The organism is Priestia sp. FSL W8-0001, assembly GCF_038050335.1.
Lineage (GTDB): Bacteria > Bacillota > Bacilli > Bacillales > Bacillaceae_H > Priestia > Priestia flexa.
Genome location: NZ_JBBPAL010000001.1, coordinates 1,331,255 through 1,351,464, shown reverse-complemented (window position 1 = coordinate 1,351,464; position 20,210 = coordinate 1,331,255). Strand labels below are relative to the sequence as shown.

At 37.2% G+C, this 20,210-nt stretch carries 22 protein-coding genes; 10 read left to right on the top strand and 12 right to left on the bottom strand.

All coding sequences use genetic code 11. The annotated features are described in order from the left end of the window. Positions 1-31: 31 nt before the first annotated feature. Positions 32-937, bottom strand: a complete 906-nt coding sequence (locus tag MKZ18_RS07135; protein ID WP_341344520.1) for a chemotaxis protein — start codon at positions 935-937, stop codon at positions 32-34. A gap of 308 nt (positions 938-1,245) precedes the next feature. On the opposite strand from MKZ18_RS07135, the gene MKZ18_RS07130 reads away from it, so the two are divergent. The 3 genes from MKZ18_RS07130 (at position 1,246) to MKZ18_RS07120 (ending at position 3,270) form a co-directional block, all read left to right on the top strand. Then, positions 1,246-1,440: a hypothetical protein gene (locus MKZ18_RS07130; protein ID WP_061784983.1), complete on the top strand. Its 195-nt coding sequence runs from the start codon at positions 1,246-1,248 to the stop codon at positions 1,438-1,440. Between the two features lie 342 nt (positions 1,441-1,782). Then, positions 1,783-1,995 (top strand): IDEAL domain-containing protein, encoded by a 213-nt coding sequence (locus MKZ18_RS07125; RefSeq protein ID WP_025909199.1) that lies wholly within the window; start codon positions 1,783-1,785, stop codon positions 1,993-1,995. 114 nt (positions 1,996-2,109) lie between these two features. Next, positions 2,110-3,270: an aminotransferase A gene (locus tag MKZ18_RS07120; protein ID WP_163070716.1), complete on the top strand. Its 1,161-nt coding sequence runs from the start codon at positions 2,110-2,112 to the stop codon at positions 3,268-3,270. Between the two features lie 150 nt (positions 3,271-3,420). Here the strand turns inward: MKZ18_RS07120 and MKZ18_RS07115 are convergent, their stop codons facing one another. Further along, positions 3,421-4,284, bottom strand: a complete 864-nt coding sequence (locus MKZ18_RS07115) for an NAD(P)-dependent oxidoreductase (protein ID WP_251385367.1) — start codon at positions 4,282-4,284, stop codon at positions 3,421-3,423. A 150-nt stretch (positions 4,285-4,434) separates the two neighbouring features. Here MKZ18_RS07115 and MKZ18_RS07110 point away from each other — a divergent pair, with 150 nt between their 5' ends. Continuing rightward, on the top strand, positions 4,435-5,046 hold the full coding sequence (locus MKZ18_RS07110; protein WP_025909196.1) for a nitroreductase family protein: 612 nt from the start codon (positions 4,435-4,437) through the stop codon (positions 5,044-5,046). Between the two features lie 40 nt (positions 5,047-5,086). On the opposite strand, the gene MKZ18_RS07105 is transcribed toward MKZ18_RS07110, so the two are convergent. After that, complete coding sequence (locus MKZ18_RS07105) at positions 5,087-5,872, bottom strand: SDR family oxidoreductase (protein WP_035320403.1); 786 nt, start codon at positions 5,870-5,872, stop codon at positions 5,087-5,089. A 105-nt stretch (positions 5,873-5,977) separates the two neighbouring features. Then, entirely contained in the window at positions 5,978-6,751 is a 774-nt protein-coding gene (locus MKZ18_RS07100; protein ID WP_025909194.1) for a hypothetical protein, read from the bottom strand. Positions 6,752-6,957: 206 nt separating this feature from the next. Between MKZ18_RS07100 and MKZ18_RS07095 the strand changes: the two genes are divergently transcribed. From MKZ18_RS07095 to MKZ18_RS07070, 6 genes are all read left to right on the top strand, one after another. Then, the gene (locus MKZ18_RS07095) at positions 6,958-7,833 is read left to right on the top strand and encodes a LysR substrate-binding domain-containing protein (protein ID WP_025909193.1); all 876 of its coding nucleotides are present in this window, start codon (positions 6,958-6,960) and stop codon (positions 7,831-7,833) included. Positions 7,834-7,927: 94 nt separating this feature from the next. Further along, positions 7,928-8,290 (top strand): winged helix-turn-helix transcriptional regulator, encoded by a 363-nt coding sequence (locus MKZ18_RS07090; RefSeq protein WP_061784986.1) that lies wholly within the window; start codon positions 7,928-7,930, stop codon positions 8,288-8,290. A 243-nt stretch (positions 8,291-8,533) separates the two neighbouring features. Next, a complete protein-coding gene (gene hxlA / locus MKZ18_RS07085) occupies positions 8,534-9,163 on the top strand; it encodes a 3-hexulose-6-phosphate synthase (RefSeq protein WP_025909191.1) in 630 nt (209 codons plus the stop codon). Positions 9,164-9,173: 10 nt separating this feature from the next. Further along, entirely contained in the window at positions 9,174-9,731 is a 558-nt protein-coding gene (gene hxlB, locus MKZ18_RS07080; RefSeq protein ID WP_076513043.1) for a 6-phospho-3-hexuloisomerase, read from the top strand. Positions 9,732-9,980: 249 nt separating this feature from the next. Next, positions 9,981-10,349 carry a CidA/LrgA family protein gene (locus MKZ18_RS07075; protein WP_061786316.1) on the top strand — a complete coding sequence of 123 codons (369 nt, stop codon included), beginning with the start codon at positions 9,981-9,983 and terminating at the stop codon, positions 10,347-10,349. Continuing rightward, entirely contained in the window at positions 10,346-11,029 is a 684-nt protein-coding gene (locus MKZ18_RS07070) for an LrgB family protein (RefSeq protein ID WP_061786317.1), read from the top strand. Before MKZ18_RS07075 ends, MKZ18_RS07070 begins: the two co-directional genes overlap by 4 nt. A gap of 375 nt (positions 11,030-11,404) precedes the next feature. Here the strand turns inward: MKZ18_RS07070 and ptsP are convergent, their stop codons facing one another. From ptsP to ribE, 8 genes are all read right to left on the bottom strand, one after another. Beyond that, positions 11,405-13,123, bottom strand: coding sequence for a phosphoenolpyruvate--protein phosphotransferase (gene ptsP, locus MKZ18_RS07065; RefSeq protein WP_061786318.1), 1,719 nt, complete (start codon positions 13,121-13,123; stop codon positions 11,405-11,407). After that, on the bottom strand, positions 13,123-13,389 hold the full coding sequence (locus tag MKZ18_RS07060; RefSeq protein WP_025909186.1) for a phosphocarrier protein HPr: 267 nt from the start codon (positions 13,387-13,389) through the stop codon (positions 13,123-13,125). Before MKZ18_RS07060 ends, ptsP begins: the two co-directional genes overlap by 1 nt. Positions 13,390-13,407: 18 nt before the next feature. Beyond that, positions 13,408-15,462 (bottom strand): glucose-specific PTS transporter subunit IIBC, encoded by a 2,055-nt coding sequence (gene ptsG / locus MKZ18_RS07055; protein ID WP_061786319.1) that lies wholly within the window; start codon positions 15,460-15,462, stop codon positions 13,408-13,410. A 262-nt stretch (positions 15,463-15,724) separates the two neighbouring features. Next, positions 15,725-16,573, bottom strand: a complete 849-nt coding sequence (gene glcT, locus MKZ18_RS07050) for a glucose PTS transporter transcription antiterminator GlcT (RefSeq protein ID WP_061786320.1) — start codon at positions 16,571-16,573, stop codon at positions 15,725-15,727. 222 nt (positions 16,574-16,795) lie between these two features. Further along, positions 16,796-17,671, bottom strand: a complete 876-nt coding sequence (locus MKZ18_RS07045; protein WP_138117199.1) for a hypothetical protein — start codon at positions 17,669-17,671, stop codon at positions 16,796-16,798. A 121-nt stretch (positions 17,672-17,792) separates the two neighbouring features. After that, positions 17,793-18,263: a 6,7-dimethyl-8-ribityllumazine synthase gene (gene ribH, locus MKZ18_RS07040; protein ID WP_025909182.1), complete on the bottom strand. Its 471-nt coding sequence runs from the start codon at positions 18,261-18,263 to the stop codon at positions 17,793-17,795. Between the two features lie 47 nt (positions 18,264-18,310). Continuing rightward, a complete protein-coding gene (locus MKZ18_RS07035) occupies positions 18,311-19,504 on the bottom strand; it encodes a bifunctional 3,4-dihydroxy-2-butanone-4-phosphate synthase/GTP cyclohydrolase II (RefSeq protein ID WP_144593618.1) in 1,194 nt (397 codons plus the stop codon). A gap of 16 nt (positions 19,505-19,520) precedes the next feature. Then, entirely contained in the window at positions 19,521-20,177 is a 657-nt protein-coding gene (gene ribE, locus MKZ18_RS07030; RefSeq protein WP_025909180.1) for a riboflavin synthase, read from the bottom strand. Positions 20,178-20,210: the final 33 nt, after the last annotated feature.

Genomic DNA, 20,210 nt, shown 5'->3' with positions numbered 1-20,210 from the left:
TTTCATTAACTTGATATTGCTCACAACTACTTTATAAAATAAATTCATCAATCATTTGCACTAGTTCACCAATTTGCGGTTTACTTACTTGTGCTTGTGCACCAACCATTTTTCCTTTATGACGTAAATCTTCTGTGATTAGAGATGAAAAAATAATAACAGGGAGTGCAGATAAACGATCATCTTCTTTTATTTTCTTGGTAAGATGATGTCCATCCATTTGTGGCATTTCAATATCTGTAATAACTAGTTGTACCTCATCTTCAATGGCATGACCTGACTCTACGAGTGATTGTAGATAAAGTAACGCATCATACCCGTTTTCAAAAAACTCTGTATTGGCATAGCCTGCTGTTCCCAATGTATCTGAAATCATTTTGCGTAATAACGGTGAGTCTTCAGCAACTACTAATCGCTTGCTTGATCGCTGGCGCTGACCTAATCGCTTAATTTTAGACTGATCAATTCCAGCTTCAGGATTAACGTCGGTGACAAGTTTTTCAAAGTCCAGTAATAAAATCATATCGCTTTCATCTTTTACTACACCCGTGATTTGAGTTTCTAGCCCTTGGTATAAATCTGAAGGCTTTTCAATTTCCATCCACGATATGCGATGAATTTGCGTGACTTGATGAACGTGAAAAACAATTTTTTGTTGATTAAATTCTGTGACAATAAATTTATCCTTAGCAGGTTGATTCGATGCTGGGCGCTTTAGTGCCTTCGCAACGTCAACAACAGGCAGAACTTCTCCTCTCAGCTCAATGATTCCTTCTATGTAAGAATGGGAATTAGGAACCGGTGTAATGGTTACTGGGTTAATGATTTCTCGAACTTTAATAACATTGATTCCAAAACGAATAGTATCGACTGAGAATTCAACAATTTCTAGCTCATTTGTTCCGCTTTCTAATAGGATTCCTTTATCGTGCTGCATAAATTTTCGCCCTTCCATAGTAAAGTGTACTTATGTAGTGGTCGTCCTTTATTATAGTAATGAAACTTTATAGTCGTAAAGTAAAACCACCTAAAAAATAAATGTTTTTAACATAAAACGTTTTCATCTCTGTATTAGTAATTATCGGCTGAAAGTGCGAGAGGTTTAATAACAAATTCTTATCTTCTAGGATATAACTCGTTCACAAAATGTTAACGAAAATCTTTGTAATACCTGTGGACGATTGAATTGAAACCCTTTATACTACACATGATAAACCACAATTACTTAAAGAAGGTGTATGTTTAATGAAAGGTTCCGTCATTCTTTTTAATGATGAAAATGAAATGACTATTATTGAAGATGTAGAAGAAGAGATTTACGAGAATATTAAAGAGCAAGCTGGCACAGATCACTGTATCGTGACATTAGACGACCAAACGGTGGACTTCGGTCATGTATCTCCTGTGTACTGGCGCGAAGGAAACATACACACTGACTGATTCTAACTATAAACATAATGCATAATTGCTTTGAAAGGCTTAGCAACTTTTGTTGTTAAGCCTTTTTTGTGTGTAACTATGAGGGGGCTAACACTAGCTTCTGTTCTTCGATTGGCGTGATTTCCACTACCCTTACGAAGCTGTTACATACATAATAATTTTAAGTAGACTACCTCTCACTGTATTTCAACTAAATACATACATTTAAATAAAACGCCCCCTCTCGTTTAGCAATAAAATCATAAAAACACAGTGTCTATTTATGATTTTTAGAAAACGGAGGGTTGCATGCGCCATAAGAGGGTATAGATTAGTAAGTATAATTAAAGGGGTTGTTGAGTGATGAACGATTATCGAAAAAATAAAAATTTCGCCACATCTACTTCATTTAGACCTGTCCAACCATACTATTCAAAAGAAGCAAGTCTATTGTTGAAAAAGTTATCAACGGATTTTAACAAAAAGCATGTAAGAGAATTAATTGACGAAGCGCTTGATAACAGAGATGAAGAACTTTTTTACAAATTAATAGCTCGCTATTCTCACCTTTTATAAAGTGAATGATTAAAACCACTATCTTCTCAATCTGCATTGAGAAGATAGTGGTTTTTTACATGTATACATTATGATAAAATGAGTGAAACACTGTGGAAGGATGGAACGACTAGTATGGAACATTTAATTAACAAACGAGTAAAAGGCATTGAACTGTCGGGTATTCGCAAATTTTATAATATGGTAGCTCAGTATGATAACGTATTGTCATTAACAATTGGACAACCTGATTTTCTAACGCCGCCTCATGTGAAAGAAGCTGCTAAAACGGCTATTGATGAAAACGCTACGTCTTACACACATAATGCAGGAACAATTGAGCTAAGAAAAGCAGCCGCTGAGTTTGTACATACAAAGTATCAATTATCCTACGATCCATCATCTGAGATCATTGTTACGATTGGAGCGAGTCAAGCCATTGATATTGCGATGCGAACAATTTTAGAAGATGGCTCAGAGGTACTTTTACCAGGTCCAGTCTATCCTGGATACGAACCGCTCATTAAATTAAACGGTGCTATTCCTGTACATATTGATACAACACAAACTGGATTTCGTTTAACTGCTGATTTAATTGAGCAGCACCTAACGGATAAAACAAGATGTGTTATCTTACCTTACCCTTCAAATCCAACCGGCGTAACGCTGTCCAAAGAAGAGCTTCAAGAGATTGCTGACTTGTTACAGGATAAAGAGGTTTTTGTCTTATCTGACGAAATTTATAGTGAACTTGTATTTGAAGGTAACCATCATTCGATTGCAGCCATTCCTTCAATGCGTGATAAAACCATTGTGGTAAACGGCGTATCTAAGTCTCATTCGATGACAGGTTGGCGCATCGGATTATTATTTGCGCCAGCATACTTAACAAAGCATATTTTAAAAGTGCATCAATATAACGTCAGCTGCGCATCATCCATTTCGCAAGCTGCGGCTCTTAACGCTTTAACAGCAGGTAAAAATGATGCTGTAGACATGAAAAAAGAATACGAAAGACGATTGAATTATGTTTACGAGCGTCTTGTTAAGATGGGCTTTGATGTGGAAAAGCCTAACGGTGCTTTTTATATTTTCCCATCGATTCAATCACTTAACATGTCGTCGTTTGACTTTGCACTTGAGTTAGTAAAAGAAGCAGGCGTAGCTCTTGTTCCCGGTAGTGCATTTTCAGACCTAGGTGAAGGCTATGTTAGACTTTCTTATGCTTATGCAATGGAGACGTTGGTTGAAGCAATGGACCGTATGGAATCCTATTTGCAAACAAAAAAAGGCTAAAAATGACTTAACGAGCTTTGTTTAGCTATGATCTCTATACGTATCCTATCTAACCTCCTACTAATGATATATATTAATAAAAAAGCGTGAGTTCTCATGGAAACTCACGCTTTTTTATTAATGTACTTTTTTACAACCTTAACTAGAACTTTATTCTTTTTTATATAGCTTATATAAAGCCTGAGTTCCGCTATCTTGTTCTCCTTCTGCAGCTAACTGTTCATATAGATGATTCGCAAGAGCTAACCCTGGTGTTTCCATTCCTAGCTCTTTTGCTTCCTTTAAAGCAATCTGCATGTCTTTTATAAAATGCTTAATATAAAAGCCAGGTTCGAAATCTTCTTTTATCATACGCGGAGCTAAATTGCTCAGCGACCAACTTCCCGCCGCTCCTGCAGAAATTGAGCTTAATACCTTCTCCGGATCAAGGCCTGCTTTCTCAGCATAAACAAGTGCTTCAGCAACGCCCATCATATTGGAAGCAATCGTAATTTGGTTACACATTTTTGTGTGTTGACCAGCTCCTGCATCACCTTGTAAAATAACGTTTGTTCCTAAGAGCGAAAAGACATCTTTACACGCTTCAAATGCTTTCTTGTCTCCTCCGACCATAATTGTTAATGTTCCATTTTTAGCCCCTACATCTCCACCTGATACGGGAGCATCTAACGCATGAATCTTTAACTCTTTTGCTTGTTGGTATATTTCAACAGCTAAGCTTGGCTCCGAAGTGGTCATGTCAATAACATATGAACCAGCCTTCGCATTATGTAAAATTCCCTCTTTCCCAAAATAAATTTCTCTCACATCAGCTGGATAACCTACCATGGTAATAATGATGTCAGATTCGCTTGCTACGGTCGCTGGACTATCGTTCCATATAGCTCCTTTAGCAATAACCTCTTTTGCTTTTTCTTTTGTACGCGTATATACATTCACAGAATAACCTGCCTTTAGTAAATGCATAATCATGCTGCTTCCCATAACACCGCTACCGATAAATCCAATTTTCATAAAGTCTCCTCTTTTCTTTTCAAGCTCAATGTTTGTGATGACAACCCCTTAGGCATACTAAAGCATATATCTTGACGTTCATCCTATAAACAGGATAGAATGTGCATCAATTCCATCATTTTCACATTTATTTATTGGAGGTTTTTTAGTATGTCTAAAAATTTTTTTGATGTTGTAAGCGAGCGTACATCAATTCGCCACTATGACACATCTGTAAAATTAAGTAAAGAAGAATTAACTGAGCTACTAGACGCAACAGTGAAATCACCTTCTGCATGGAACTTACAGCACTGGCACTTCGTTGTCATTACAGACGAAGCTGCAAAAGAACGCTTGCTTCCAATTGCATACAATCAAAAACAGATTGTTGAAGCAGGTGCAGTCATCGCAATCTTAGGTGACTTAGAAGCAAACAAAAACACAGATGCTGTATATAACCCATTAGTTGACACTGGTCACATGACTGCGGAAGTAAAAGACATTTTAGCTGGTCAAATTAACGGTGCTTATAAAAATGCAACGTTTGCACGTGATGCAGCATTCACAAACGCTTCTTTAGCTGCCATGACGTTCATGCTAGCTGCGAAAGCAAAAGGATATGATACATGCTCAATGGGTGGCTTTAACGCTCAAAAATTTGTTGAAGAATTTAAAATTGAAGATCGCTACATCCCAGTAATGTTAATCTCTGTTGGAAAAGCTGCAAAGCCTGCTCATGCTAGTGATCGTTTACCATTAGACCAAGTAACAACATGGATCTAATAATAGAAAACACGCAAACACATCGTTTGCGTGTTTTCTATTAAATGGACTTCACTAAGCCTCCATCTACTAAAAAGGACTGCCCCGTCATATACGAATTTGCTCCTGAAGCAACAAACGTGACGACTTTAGCAAACTCCTCAGGATTCCCATAGCGTCCGAGAGCAATCTGACTTGCCATTTCTGTTTGTACTTCTTCTTTCGTTATCCCTAACTTATTAGCCCGAATTGAATCTAATTCTCCTACTCGATCCGTTGCAATTCTTCCTGGAGCAACGGTATTAATTAAAATACCATAAGCTGCTAACTCTTCAGCAAGCGTTTTAGTTAAGCCAACAATTCCTGTTCGAAACGTATTTGACAGAACAAGACCAGGTATTGGCTCTTTAATAGAAGACGAGGCAATATTAATTATTTTGCCACCGCTTTTCTTCATAATCGGAACGACAGTCCGAGTCATTCGAATACAGCTCATTAAGTTATTTTCAAACGCCGTATACCAGTCTTCATCAGTCATCTCTAGAAAGTTACCTGCCTTTGGTCCCCCCGCGTTGTTTACTAAAATGTCGATTGTGCCAAACTCTTCTTCCGTAAACCGAACGGCTTGTTCAATATCTTGTAGGCTTGCTACATCAGCTTTGATATAACGTACATTATGTAATTCTATTTTGTTCAATTCGCTTACTACTCTTTGAAGCTTGTCTTCAGAACGACTAGCTATTACAACATTCGCTCCTTCTTTAGCAAACTGTGTTGCAATTGCTTTGCCAAGCCCTTGACTCGCTGCAAAAACTAAGGCTGTTTTCTCCTTTAAATTCAACTCCACTTTGACACCGCCTATCGTCTATTAACTATCTGAATCTTTTTAATAGTATCACAAAATCTAGATATGACTCAAATAAAAAAAGAGCATCTCTTCAATGCTCTTTTCCTAAACTTCTTCTAGGGTCCACTCTGCTTCTTTTTTGTTAAAAATCAAATAAGCTCTTAATTTACTCTCTTCTTGATTATTAAAACGCTCGTTATACATATCCTCCATATCCGTAAATCGACCGATCGTATAGACTGGAATATGCAGATCTTTACGTGACTGAGCCTGTTGTTCAAAATCAAAGAGCAAGCCGTCCTGCGTCAACATTAAAAGCGTATTAGCTACTACAAGTGGTAAAGCAGGATATTCAGATTTTTTTCGTCGAAACCCAAAACCTTTTTGCTTCAAAGAAGATGCTTTCAACGGAATCACACGGCTTATCATATGCTTAATATCGTATACATCTCGATAATACGTTTTATTATAATAGCCATCTTCACCAGCTAAATAAACAAACTGATTGCTTAATTTATTCACAAAAGGTGAATGTAAGGGCTTTTTCATGTGCCCTAAATACAAGAGAGAAGCAACATCTTGTGGCTCCAATAAATCAAGTGAAGACACATCATCTACATCTATCCAACAAAAATCACCGTAATCTGATACCTCTTCGTCTACTAATAAAGAAACCTGTTCCTCTTCAAGATAGTCCATATGAGTAGAGTAATGGTAATCGCTATCTTCAAATTGATGTTTTAATAACAAAAGGTTCGTGAGAGGATTACGCAATGACTGATAGAACTCTTTAAACGTAATGCCATGCGTGACAAAGCACTTCTCATTTACATTTCCATTTATATAAACGACATCTTTCATTCCTTCTGCTTTACTCAACCTTCCTAACCACCTTACCAATTCATTTCAAAGAGTAAATACGTTCCTTCAATTCATTTATTATATCTCTAAAATAAAGAAGGTGTAAATATATATATGCAGTAATTTTTCAGAGAATTTTCCATTTTAATCATTAAAAATTCCCGAATATGATGCTACAATATTCCATAGTCTAAAAACAAATTTTAATTGGAGTGAATGCTTTCATGGATGTACGTCATCTACATTATTTTACTGAGGTTGCTAAGCATAAAAATTTCACGCGTGCTTCAGAAGCTTTACATATCTCACAACCTTCACTAAGTAAGATGGTGAAGTCTTTAGAGGAAGAGCTTGGAACTCCACTATTAGATCGTTCCTTTAAAAAAGTAGAACTAACTGATGCGGGAGCCATTGTGTATGAACAAGCTGAAAGCATCATCGCTTCTTTACGCGACCTATCTAATTCTTTATATGACTTAATGCATTTAAAACGAGGAATCATTAAGATTGGCATTCCTCCCATTATCGGTACATTGTTTTTCCCACGTATTATTAAATCATTTCGAGAGCAATATCCTGACGTTCAAATTCAAATGATTGAGTACGGAGCAAAAAAGATGGAGAAAATCGTAGAACAAGGAGACGTAGACGTAGGAGTTGTGCTACTGCCAGTAAACGAGGACATGTTTTCCTTTACCCCATTAGCAAAAGAAACCTTGCAGCTCATTGTTCATAAAAACCACCCTCTTGCTCGTCATAAAAGCATTTCGTTGCAAGAATTAAAAAATGAGACCTTTATTTCGTTTCACGAAGACTTTACGATGTATGAGATGGTTTACAATGAGTGTTTAAAAAGCGGCTTTGAGCCTACTATTGGCTATAAAAGCTCACAGTGGGATTTTATTAGCGAAATGGTCGCCGCTAACTTAGGAATTGCGCTGTTTCCTTATTCTTTGTGTGAAAAAATTGATTTAGAACAGCTCACAGTTGTTGAGTTAGAAAACGGGATTCCTTGGGAACTAGCTCTTATTACAAAACAAGATCGCTATATTTCATACGCCACTCAAGCATTTATTGATCATATTAAACAAACTGTATAATCGCACGCGCTGCAAGCTAAACTTTTGAAAAAATAGAAATGTAAGAAGTATAATAAAAGGTACTGAGTAATGGAACAAAAATGAGGTGAACCAATTGAGTCAGCTAAATAAAGAATTTAATTGTGAGAAAGAATTGACGCTCGCTATCATCGGCGGAAAGTGGAAAATGCTCATTCTATGGCATTTAGGTCATGAAGGGACAAAGCGCTTTGGTGAATTAAAAGCCTTAATCCCTGACATCACGCCTCGCATGCTGGCAAATCAGCTACGAGAGCTAGAAGATGATGTAATCGTCCACCGAGAGGTATACCCTGTCGTTCCTCCAAAGGTTGAGTATTCGCTAACTGAACATGGTCAAAGCCTGATACCAGTCTTAACTGCTATGTATAGCTGGGGACAAAGTTACCGTGAAACTGTACTAGTAAATCAAGAAAAAAGTGAAGCAATCACCAAATAAGAATTGTGAAATAAATTTTTTTAGAGATGATGCATTATGCATCATCTCTATTTTCCCAAGTAAATAAAGCGATTACATAGCTGTTATCACCAAAAGTATACTTTAGTATACTATCAAATTCTATAGTAGTTGTTTACAAAGTGCGTACTTTTAGCAGCAAATAAAACTGGGTATACTACTTTTACACCTGTTGCTTTGTTACACAACAGTGAATAGATAGAATTTCTAAGGAGTGAAGAAAGCATGGAACTACAATTAGCATTAGATTTAGTAAACATCGCTGAAGCAAAAGAGGTTATTAAAGAAGTCGAAGATCATATTGATATCGTAGAAATCGGGACGCCCGTTGTCATTAACGAAGGCTTGCGTGCTGTAAAAGAGGTTAAAGAAGCATTTCCAAACTTAAAAGTATTAGCTGACCTTAAAATTATGGATGCTGCCGGTTACGAAGTACAGCAAGCATCAAAAGCTGGCGCTGACATTGTGACGATTTTAGGTGTTGCTGAAGATATGTCAATTAAAGGTGCTGTGGAAGAAGCAAAAAAACAAAACAAAAAAATCCTTGTTGATATGATTGGTGTTAAAGATATTAAAGGTCGTGCTCAAGAATTAGATGAGCTTGGCGTTGATTATATTTGTGTTCATACTGGTTACGATTTACAAGCTGTTGGCCAAAACTCATTTGAAGACTTAGTAACGATCAAAAGCGTTGTTAAAAATGCAAAAACCGCTGTTGCTGGTGGCATTAAGTTAGAAACGTTACCAGAAGTAGTAAAAGCTCAGCCAGACCTTGTTATTGTTGGTGGCGGTATTACAGGTCAAGACGATAAAAAAGCGACAGCTGCTAAAATGAAAGAACTTATTTCAAACTGAGGAACGAATCGTGAATATTAACAGCCATTTACGTCAAATTGTAGACGAACTGACACAGACTACAGAGCGTGTTTCAGCTAGTGAAGCTGAGCAGCTTGTTAATGCCATCATTGAAGCAAAGCGCGTTTTCGTAACAGGCTCTGGTCGTTCAGGCTTCATGGGAAAATCATTTGCCATGAGAATGATGCATATGGGTATTGATGCTTATGTTATCGGCGAAACCGTTACCTCAACCTTTACCAAAGATGACCTGCTTATTTTAGGATCTGGATCTGGTGAAACAAAAATGCTTATTCCAGTTGTGGAAAAAGCAAAAGAAATTGGTGGTAAAGTTAGCGTTGTTACCATCTCTCCTAAATCGACGCTTGGAACGTTAGCTGATTTTACTGTCAAACTTCCAGGTGCAAAAAAAGACCAAACAAATAGTGACTATCAAACTGTACAGCCAATGGGGTCTCTATTTGAACAAACGCTCTTGCTTTTTTACGATGCGCTTATTCTGCGCTTTATGGAAAAGAAAGGTTTAGATACGCACAAAATGTACGGTAAACATGCTAATTTAGAATAGCAAAAAAGCCACCTCTTTTATAAGATGGTGGCTTTTTTCATTCCACTTTATCTATAGTTAAAAGGCATAGTAATTATAGTTATTATATATTTTACGTTATAGCTAAATTTAGGTAAGATAAGTTTGTAGCATTCATCTTCTCAATTTATACCTCATCGGTATAAGCCAAAAATACTTTCTTTTTCCCCCAATAGAGTCGCCGATTAGGCGGCTCTATTATTATGAATAAGCTCAAGGAGGAACATCATAATGAAGGTTTTAACATTATTTGTTCAAATTCTTTTTTTCATATTAATCTTTTTTGTTGGTCAACAGATTTCTCAAGCGCTGAACCTTCCTATTCCAGGAAGCATTGTTGGATTTGGTTTGCTGTTTTTGTTGCTTCATTTGAAGGTCATTAAATTAAATTGGGTAGAGCGAGCTGGCAATTTGCTTGTTGGTGAACTATTACTCTTTTTTATTCCAGCCGTTGTAGGTCTAATTAATTATGGAGACGTTCTTAAATCATTTGGACTTCAAATTTTAATTGTTATTACGATAAGTACCATTGTAGTTATGGCGATTACCGGAATGATGGCTGAATCTATTTCTAAACGCAAGGAGGTGTCAAACGAATGACTTGGTTAACAGCTGTAGCATTTCCACTTACACTCGTTGTCTATACGCTTTCAAAATGGCTTTATAAAAAATATAAAACCATTTTGGTTTCGCCTATTTTACTAGCTCCCTGCTTGCTCATCATATTTTTATTATTCTCACATGGTTCATACGATCAGTATAAGCAAGGAGCAGACTTTATTAGCTACATGCTCGGACCCGCTACGGTAGCATTTGCTGTGCCGATGTATAAGTATTTTCATCTTCTAAAAAAACATCGTGTAGAGATTGCCGTAAGCGTAGCAACTGGAACTCTTGTAGCGATGGTATCTTCAATGGTTTTAGCAGGTCTTTTCCATATGAAAGCCACGCTTGTACAAAGTATTATTCCACGTTCTGTGACTATTCCTATTGCCATTAACGTATCAGAAACGCTTGGAGGAGATCCGAATATTACAATTTTATTCGTTGTGCTGTCAGGCATTATTGGAACGTTTATTGCACCTACCCTTATCAAATACCTTGCTCTTCACTCTTCACTAGCTAAAGGCTTGCTTTTAGGAGTGGCGTCACACGGTACAGGTACGGCTCGTGCATTCGAGTTTGGTAAAATTGAAGGGACATTCTCAAGCTTAGGAATGATTGTAGCAGCGCTTTTAACGATCGTGTTTGCTAATATCTTTTTACCTTTGCTCTTTTAAACAACACAAGGTTGGGACATAACGAAATGCTCCCTTCTCAAAGACGAATCATAACGTTTCTACAATAGTTAATTTATAGCAACAAGTTCGTTCCATTGCGCTACGGACACTCGCTTTCCGCGAGGAGGAATCTGAGCCTCCTCGCTGCGCTTGCGGGGTCTCAACCTTTCCTCTATCTCCCGCAGGAGTCGAGTGTCTTATGCTCCATTCCACTATTTTCCTAAAGACGATTTCCAAATCATCAAAAAAACCGAGCTACTGAGAGTTAACTTTCAATAGCTCGGATAGATTATTACCAGGAAGACTTAGGTCATAGCCTCATTTTATACTATAAAATTCAAAAAAGATGCTCTAATCACTAGAGCATCTTTTTTATTAGATATGGAATTTTGATTTTACAAATTCAATTACTTCTTCAGTAGAAGACATTGATAAAATCTCATCTAAGTGTGGTTCAATATCCGCTTTTGATAATTGACGGATTTGAGAACGTGCTTTTAAGATAGATGTTGCGCTCATTGAGAATTCATCTAAGCCTAAGCCTAAAAGAATTGGAATCGCAATTTCATCTCCAGCCATTTCTCCACACATACCAACCCATTTGCCTTCTTTATGAGCCGCTTTAATAACCATGTTTACTAAGCGTAAGATTGCCGGGTTATACGGTTGATATAAGTAAGATACGCGCTCATTCATGCGGTCAGCCGCAAGCGTGTATTGAATTAAATCGTTTGTTCCAATTGAGAAGAAGTCTACTTCTTTTGCAAATAAATCTGCAATAACTGCTGAAGAAGGAATTTCAACCATCATACCTACTTCAATGTTATCAGAAACGCTAACGCCCTCTGCTTCAAGCTTTGCTTTTTCTTCTAAAAGAATGGCTTTTGCTTGGCGGAACTCGTCAACTGTTGCAATCATTGGGAACATGATTTTTAAGTTTCCATATACGCTAGCACGTAATAACGCACGAAGCTGTGTACGGAACATATCTTGCATTTCTAAGCATAGACGGATTGCACGGAAACCTAAGAATGGATTCATTTCTTTAGGTAGGTTTAGATAAGGAAGCTCTTTATCTCCACCGATATCTAAAGTACGAACAACAACAGGCTTGCCTTCCATACGCTCTAAAACTGTTTTGTATGATGTGAATTGTTCTTCCTCTGTTGGAAGTTCTTCACGACCCATATATAAGAACTCTGTACGGTAAAGACCAACGCCTTCACCACCGTTTTCTAATACACCTTTAACATCTTCAGGCGTTCCAATATTAGCAGCAAGTTCTACGTGATGATCATCCGCTGAAACTGTTTTTTCGTTTACAAGCTTTGCCCATTCAGCTTTTTGTGCTGCATATTCTTCTGCCTTTTTCTCATACGCTTTAATCGTTTCTTCTGATGGGTTAACAATAACGTTTCCATCAAGACCATCAACGATTACAAGTGTACCGTTTTCAATGTCTTCCATAACTGTTTTTGTTCCAACAACAGCTGGAATTTCCATTGAACGGGCCATAATTGCAGAGTGAGAAGTACGGCCTCCGATATCAGTTGTAAACCCTTTTACAAATTTACGATTTAACTGAGCTGTGTCAGATGGCGTTAAGTCTTCTGCAATAATGACAACTTCTTCAGAAATCATGCTTGGGTTTGAAACGTTTACACCTAAAAGATGTGCTAATACACGCTTCGTTACGTCACGAATATCTGCTGCACGCTCTTTCATGTATTCGTTATCCATTGACTCAAACATGTTGATGAACATCGCTGCAACTTCGTCTAGTGCGACTTCTGCATTCACGTTTTCACCAGTAATTTTATCTTTAATCGGATTGATTAATTCCGGATCGCTTAATACTAATAAATGTGCTGCAAAGATTTCAGCTTTATCTTCGCCAAGTTCTTTACGCGCATGTTCTTTAATCGTTTCAAGCTCTGATCTAGATGTTGCAAGTGCTTCTTCTAGACGAGCTACTTCAGCTTCAACGTCTGAAACGGATTTCTTTTCAACGGTTAACTCTGGATTTTCTAGACGGAATGCTTTAGCAATAGCAATGCCGCTAGAAGCGGCAATGCCTTGAATTTCCACTGTCATTATTCGCCTAATCCTTCTTTTTTCATTGTATCTTCAAGAGCTGCAATTGCATCAGCTTCGTCTGAACCTTCAGCAGAAATTGTGATTGTAGCTCCTTTTTGGATACCTAAAGACATAACGCCCATGATTGATTTTAAGTTTACAGTTTTACCGTTGAACTCTAAGTTGATATCAGAATCAAATTTGCTAGCTGCTTGTACTAATGTTGTTGCTGGACGTGCGTGAATTCCTGAGTCTGCTGTTACTGTAAATGTTTTTTGTGCCATGTTAAATCAATCTCCTTTTTACTTTGAAATAGTAATAATATTTTGTTCTTGCAATGAAACTTCGCCTTGCTTTAAGATTTCTACCTTTTCATCTGCTTGTAGGTTTGTAAAGATGACAGGTGTAATCGTAGATGGTGCATTTGATTTTACAAAATCCAAGTCAACTTGTAATAATGGTTGGCCTTGCTTCACTTCGTCACCTTGAGCAACAAGTGCATCAAAACCTTCACCTTTTAAGTTAACTGTGTCAATTCCAAAGTGAATTAGAATTTCTTGCCCAGTCGTTGATTCAATTCCTAAAGCATGCTTCGTCGGGAATAAGTTTACTATCTTTCCATCCACTGGCGCAACTACTGTGCCTGTTTTCGGAATAATCGCAAAACCGTCACCCATTAATTTTTGTGAGAATACTTGGTCCGGTACTTCTGATAACGGAACTAATTCTCCTTCAATTGGTGAAACAATGTCGCCACCGTTTGTGCTTACCGCAGCTTTCGATGCTTCTTCTACAGCTTTTGGTTCTTCTTTTGGTGCAACAGGCGTTTTGCCATCCATAATGTCTTTAATCTGACTCTTTAACGTATCAGATTTAGGACCAAAGATTGCTTGAATATTGTTACCTACTTCTAACACACCAGAAGCCCCTAACTTTTTCAATCGCTCTTTATCAACATTTTTAACATCATCAACTGATACACGTAAACGAGTAATACATGCGTCTAAGTGCGTAATGTTTGGTTGACCACCTAATGCTTCTAGGATATTGCGTGGTAATTCACCCGCTTCAACCTTATCACTATCTGCATCATCCGATTTCTCTTCACGACCTGGTGTTTTTAAATTAAACTTACGGATCGCAAAGCGGAAACCAAAGTAATAAATAACTGCTAGAACAAGACCAACTGGGATTACTAACCACCAATCTGTTCTATTTTGTAACACACCGAATAGGATATAGTCAATAACCCCACCGGAGAATGTCATACCAATTTTAACATTTAAAATCTCCATGATCATAAATGATAGACCAGCAAACACTGCGTGAATTGCGAATAAAACTGGTGCTACGAATAAGAATGAGAACTCAAGTGGTTCTGTAATACCTGTTAAGAATGATGTTAAAGCCGCTGAACCCATGATACCAGCTACATACTTCTTATTTTCAGGACGAGCTTCGTGATAAATAGCAAGCGCTGCTGCTGGTAAACCGAACATCATGAACGGGAATTTACCAACTTGGAACGTACCTGCTGTTAATTCAGCACCATCTGCTAATTGTGCCATGAAGATACGTTGGTCTCCACGGAACACTTCACCAGCTTGATTCACATAAGACCCAAACTCATACCAGAATGGTGAATAGAAAATATGGTGTAAACCGAATGGAATTAATGAACGCTCAATAACCCCGAAGATAAATGCCGATAGCGTTAAGTTTGCATCAATCATATTGTTTGAGAATGCATTTAGTGCATTTTGAATGATTGGCCATATTGCTACCATGATTAAACCAATAACAATTGATGATACCGCTGTTGCGATTGGAACAAAGCGCTTACCAGCAAAGAAACCTAAATATGGAGGTAGCTCGATGTTAAAGAAACGGTTGTACATAGCCGCTGCTAGCACCCCAATTATAATACCACCAAACACACCTGTTTGTAACGTTGGAATTCCTAACACACTTGCGTATGCAGGATCTTCTAATAACTTAGCAAATTCAGCTGGTTTTAAACCATCCAGCCCTTTTACTGTACCCATCGTTACGTTCATAATTAAATAACCAACGATTGCTGCAAGTCCGGCTACGCCTTCTCCTCCAGCTAACCCAACTGCTACCCCTACAGCAAATAGTAAAGGTAAGTTACCAAAAATAATGTCTCCAGCGTTGGACATAACATGAGCAACCATCTGGAACCAGTCAGCATTTAAAGCCGGTAATCTTTCAAGTAACGTTTCATTTTGAAAAGCAGTACCAAACCCAAGTAGGATACCTGCTGCCGGTAAAATCGCAACCGGCAACATAAGTGCTTTTCCGACTTTTTGTAAGACGCCAAAAAGCTTTTTAAACATGGCGTTTTACCCCCTTTTTATATTTGTATTGTGCAACAAGATGATGTTTTGATACACATTCAATTCAAACGCTTTCTTTTTAACCAAAAAGGGTACGTGAATCTAAGTGAGTATTTCATTAGTTTGTTCATGATTACGCTTTCTTACAACAAAAAAGGCATGGTGAAAATTGAAACACCAACAAAAGGATAGACCTATCCCTGTCCATGCGTTTCATTTCTCACTCATGCCTGATCGTATCAGTAACACGTATGAAATGATTTTATAAATCCGATTTTGTCATAAGTCGCTGCAGATGCATCGTTAAATAAACGGCTTCTGCTTCATAAACTGGTAAGTGTAGAGCTTGTTGCATAATTTTAATCACTTTCCATGAGACATTGTAACATAGAGGATATTCCTCTTTCAATAGTAAAGCAATTTTTTTTGGTTCTTCAATGACTTCCCCTGTCTTCACCCGATCAATTGCAAAATGCAAGTGGCGAATTAGCCTCATATAATGAACAGATTCTTTGTTCACATCAAGGTTTAAAGACTCTTCAATGACGTTAATAATTGTTTGAATAAGCTGCGAATCTTGATTTACTTCTAAAATATTTTTTTCCGTTAGCGCGCTGTGAATATGCAGTGCAATAAACCCCACTTCCCCTATCGGTAGCTGCACTCCAATTTTTTCATGAATCATTGCTACAACCTCTTCAGCAATTTCAAATTCTTTTGGGTAAAGAGCTTTTGTTTCAATTAAAAAAGGATTTTTCAAATCAAGGCCTTGTTGAAAACGCTTTACAGCAAATGCAATATGATCTGTTAATCCGATATGAATGTGCTCATTTAAAGGTTTAGATACACGTGCTTGTATATGTGTAATGATATCATTCATCATCTCAATTACATTTTCGTCAACCTGTAGTAAAAGCTGCTTATATTGTTCCTGCTCTTCCTCGCTTTTAAGCAAAAACATCTTTTCTACAGCATCTGCATCTATTTCGTCGTTTTTCTTTTTATTAAAGCCAATTCCTTTTCCTATTAAAACAACCTCTTTGTATGCATTGTGTGTAGCAATTAAAACATTATTATTTAGTACCTTTTTTACAAAAAAGGACTCTCTCACGAATCCTTCACTCCCCTACTTGACTTCAATTACGCGTTTTTTTATTGTACGAAAACTGGCAAAAGAACGTCAAATCTTTTGTTTTGTTTCATTTTTACCTTTATAACCTAATGAAAGAAGCATCTCTTGGGAAAGTAAATATTTTCCTTCATTAAATGTTTAATAAGTAAAAGCTTACCTTTTTTTATACTAGCTTCAAAATAATTTATTGTACGTACTATCTTAGTGCTTATTTCTCATAAACGCAATGAATTTTTTTGAGTCGGTTCCATAACATGCATTGACAATAAATTGGTTATATTTAGCTGTAAATAAAATTACTACAGCATCTAATAGTGCAAAGAACCCCAACGAATTCCATTTAGGTAACACCAATATATCTGTAGACAGTAAAACGAAATCAGCTATTCGAAAACCAAGAAAAAAGCAGCCTAGCATGGTTAGAGAACGCTTTAAAATTCCCCAAGAATATAGGGCTGTTAAAAGCCATACATAAAGTGTATTAAAACTAAGCACATCCCGTGTCTCTGATTGAAACCACCCCACATGTATAGAGTGGGTTTTAAACATGGCAAGTAAAAACAACATGATGGTTGTGTTAATTGCTAATAAGCTAAAGAATAAGTTTAATACATGAATCCACCGCTCAAATCGATCAGACAGCCACGCATGCCATGTCTTTGCAATGACGAACCCAATTGTCATAAAAATACCTGTGTAAATCGTTTTCCACCAATACTGTGTATAAACACCTAAAGAGATAAACAATTCTTCAATTCCCATAAAAATAAACGATATAAGTACAATATAACGAAACTTCAGCTGATAAGCCCCAATTAAAACAGCGATAACTGGAAATGCAAAGGCTTGTGATACCAACGACCCCAAAATATTATCAAGGTCTGTTTCATGTACAAAATTCGGATTATATTGATAGCTTTTAAATAGTACAAGAATGAAGTACTCCAACACGTACGCTAAACCAATCATAAAGAATAATAAGATAATCAGTTTTTTATCCCTTGTATTCCATAGAACAAAAACAAAGATTAGGACACTTATGATAATTAAAACTAAAAACGGTATATAATGAGGCATGAAAGTCTCCCTTAACATAAACTAGTTACTATATAGGGTAAAACCTTTCCTGTAAATTATACATTTGTAAATAGTTTAAAAAACGCTTGCTACAGTTCTAGACTGCAACAAGCGCTTTTTATTACCCTTCAATTAAACGAGACAAATTTGCCATCTCAATAGCAGAAGCTGCTGCTTCCCATCCTTTGTTACCGGCTTTTGTACCTGCACGTTCAATCGCTTGTTCAATTGTTTCCGTTGTCAGTACACCAAAGATAATTGGTACGCCCGTTTGTAGACTCTGTGAAGCAACGCCTTTTGCTACTTCGTTACAAACAAAATCAAAGTGTGGTGTTGCGCCGCGAATAACTGTTCCTAACGTAATCACCGCATCATACTTTTTTGATTCTGCGAATTTTTTTGCAATTAACGGAATTTCGTATGCGCCAGGTACCCAAGCAATGTCCACATCTGCTTCTGCTACACCATGACGTTTTAGCGCGTCTTGCGCTCCGCCTAACAATCGGCTTGTAATAAATTCATTAAAACGCCCCACTACAATTGCAACTTTTAATCCAGTACCAACTAAATTCCCCTCAAACACATGACTCATTTTCTATTCCTCCTAGTTTTTTTATGTTTTATGTGTAAATTAAATAATTAAAAATGTAATAAGTGACCTAGTTTCGTCGCTTTTGTATTTAAATATTTCTCATTTTCGGCTTCCTTTGGCATTTCAATTGGAAGACGTTCAACTACCTCAAGATCATAACCTTTTAAACCGGTAATTTTACGCGGGTTATTGGTTAAAAGCTTCATCTTTTTCACGCCTAAATCCTTTAAAATTTGCGCACCAATCCCATATTCACGAAGGTCATCAGCAAACCCTAATTTTTCATTAGCCTCAACCGTGTCATATCCCTGCTCTTGCAGTTCATATGCTTTTAATTTATTTATTAACCCAATACCTCTTCCTTCTTGACGCATATAAAGAAGGATTCCCGATTGTTCCTCTTCAATTTTTGACAGTGCTGCATGAAGCTGTGGTCCACAATCGCAGCGTTTGGATCCAAAAATATCGCCAGTTAAACACTCAGAATGAACACGAACAAGAACAGGTTCTTCGGGATTAATTTTACCTTTTACAATAGCTACATGTTCTTTATCATCAATTTTATTTGTATATCCAATCGCCTTAAAGTCACCAAAAGCAGTTGGTAATTGAATTTCTACCTCGCGCTTTACAAGCTCATCATGCTTGCGACGATATGCAATAAGATCTTTAATTGTAATCATTTTTAAGTCAAATTGCTCTGCGATCACAGCAAGGTCTGCCATGCGTGCCATAGTTCCATCTTCTTTCATGATTTCACAAATAACACCCGCAGGCTTACCTCCAGCAAGAAGTGCTAAGTCAACGGCAGCTTCTGTATGACCTGCACGTCGTAATACTCCTCCTTTTTTCGCAATTAAAGGAAATACGTGACCCGGTCTACGAAAGTCTGTAGCTTTAGCTTTATCATCAATTAATGCTTGAATGGTTGCCGAACGCTCATGAGCACTAATTCCCGTTGTTGTTGATACATGATCAACACTAACAGTAAAAGCTGTACCATGCATATCCGTATTGGTTGTTACCATAGGATTAAGCTCTAATTTAGCAGCAACTTCTTCTGTGATTGGTGTACAAATCAAACCTCGACCATGCGTTGCCATGAAGTTAACGATTTCGGGAGTAGTCGTTTCAGCTAGTGAAATAAAATCCCCTTCGTTTTCGCGGTCTTCATCATCACAAACAATAACCACTTTACCTTTTTTTAAATCATCAATTGCTTCTTCTACTGTGTGAAACATTTTTCTCACCTCTCTTTTAATTTGTAAACCCGTGCTTTTCGAGTAAACTTTGCATATTGGAAGGTTTCGGTGCAGGAGCAGATGAAGGTTTCATCATCATTTCTTTAATATATTTGGCTAACATATCACATTCAATGTTAACAACATCTCCTCGTTCTTTTCTTCCAATAATTGTTTCTTTGGCAGTATGCGGAATTAAAGAAATTGTAAAAGAATGATCTGTAACATTAAATATCGTTAAGCTTGTCCCATCAACAGTAACAGAGCCCTTTAACATCATATAATGACGAAGGCTAGGGTCTACCTTAATTTCATAATATACAGCATTGCCTCTTCGCTCTTTATTCACAATTGTACCGATACCATCAACATGCCCACTCACAAAATGACCACCAAACCGTCCATTTGCGCTCATCGCACGCTCTAAATTAACCTTTGAGCCCACGGTCAATAATTGGAGCGTACTCGCTTTGATCGTTTCAGGCATCACGTCAACGGTAAATCGATTAGTTGAAAATGAAGTCACTGTCAGACACACACCATTAACTGCAATACTGTCTCCTAGAGACACATCCTGTAGGACAACACGTGCTTCAATGGTTAATACAATTGCTTCTTTTCCTTTGTTAATTTGTTTCACTTGACCAATTTCTTCAATAATTCCTGTAAACATTCTTTCACCTTCTTTCCCCATACAATGTACGCA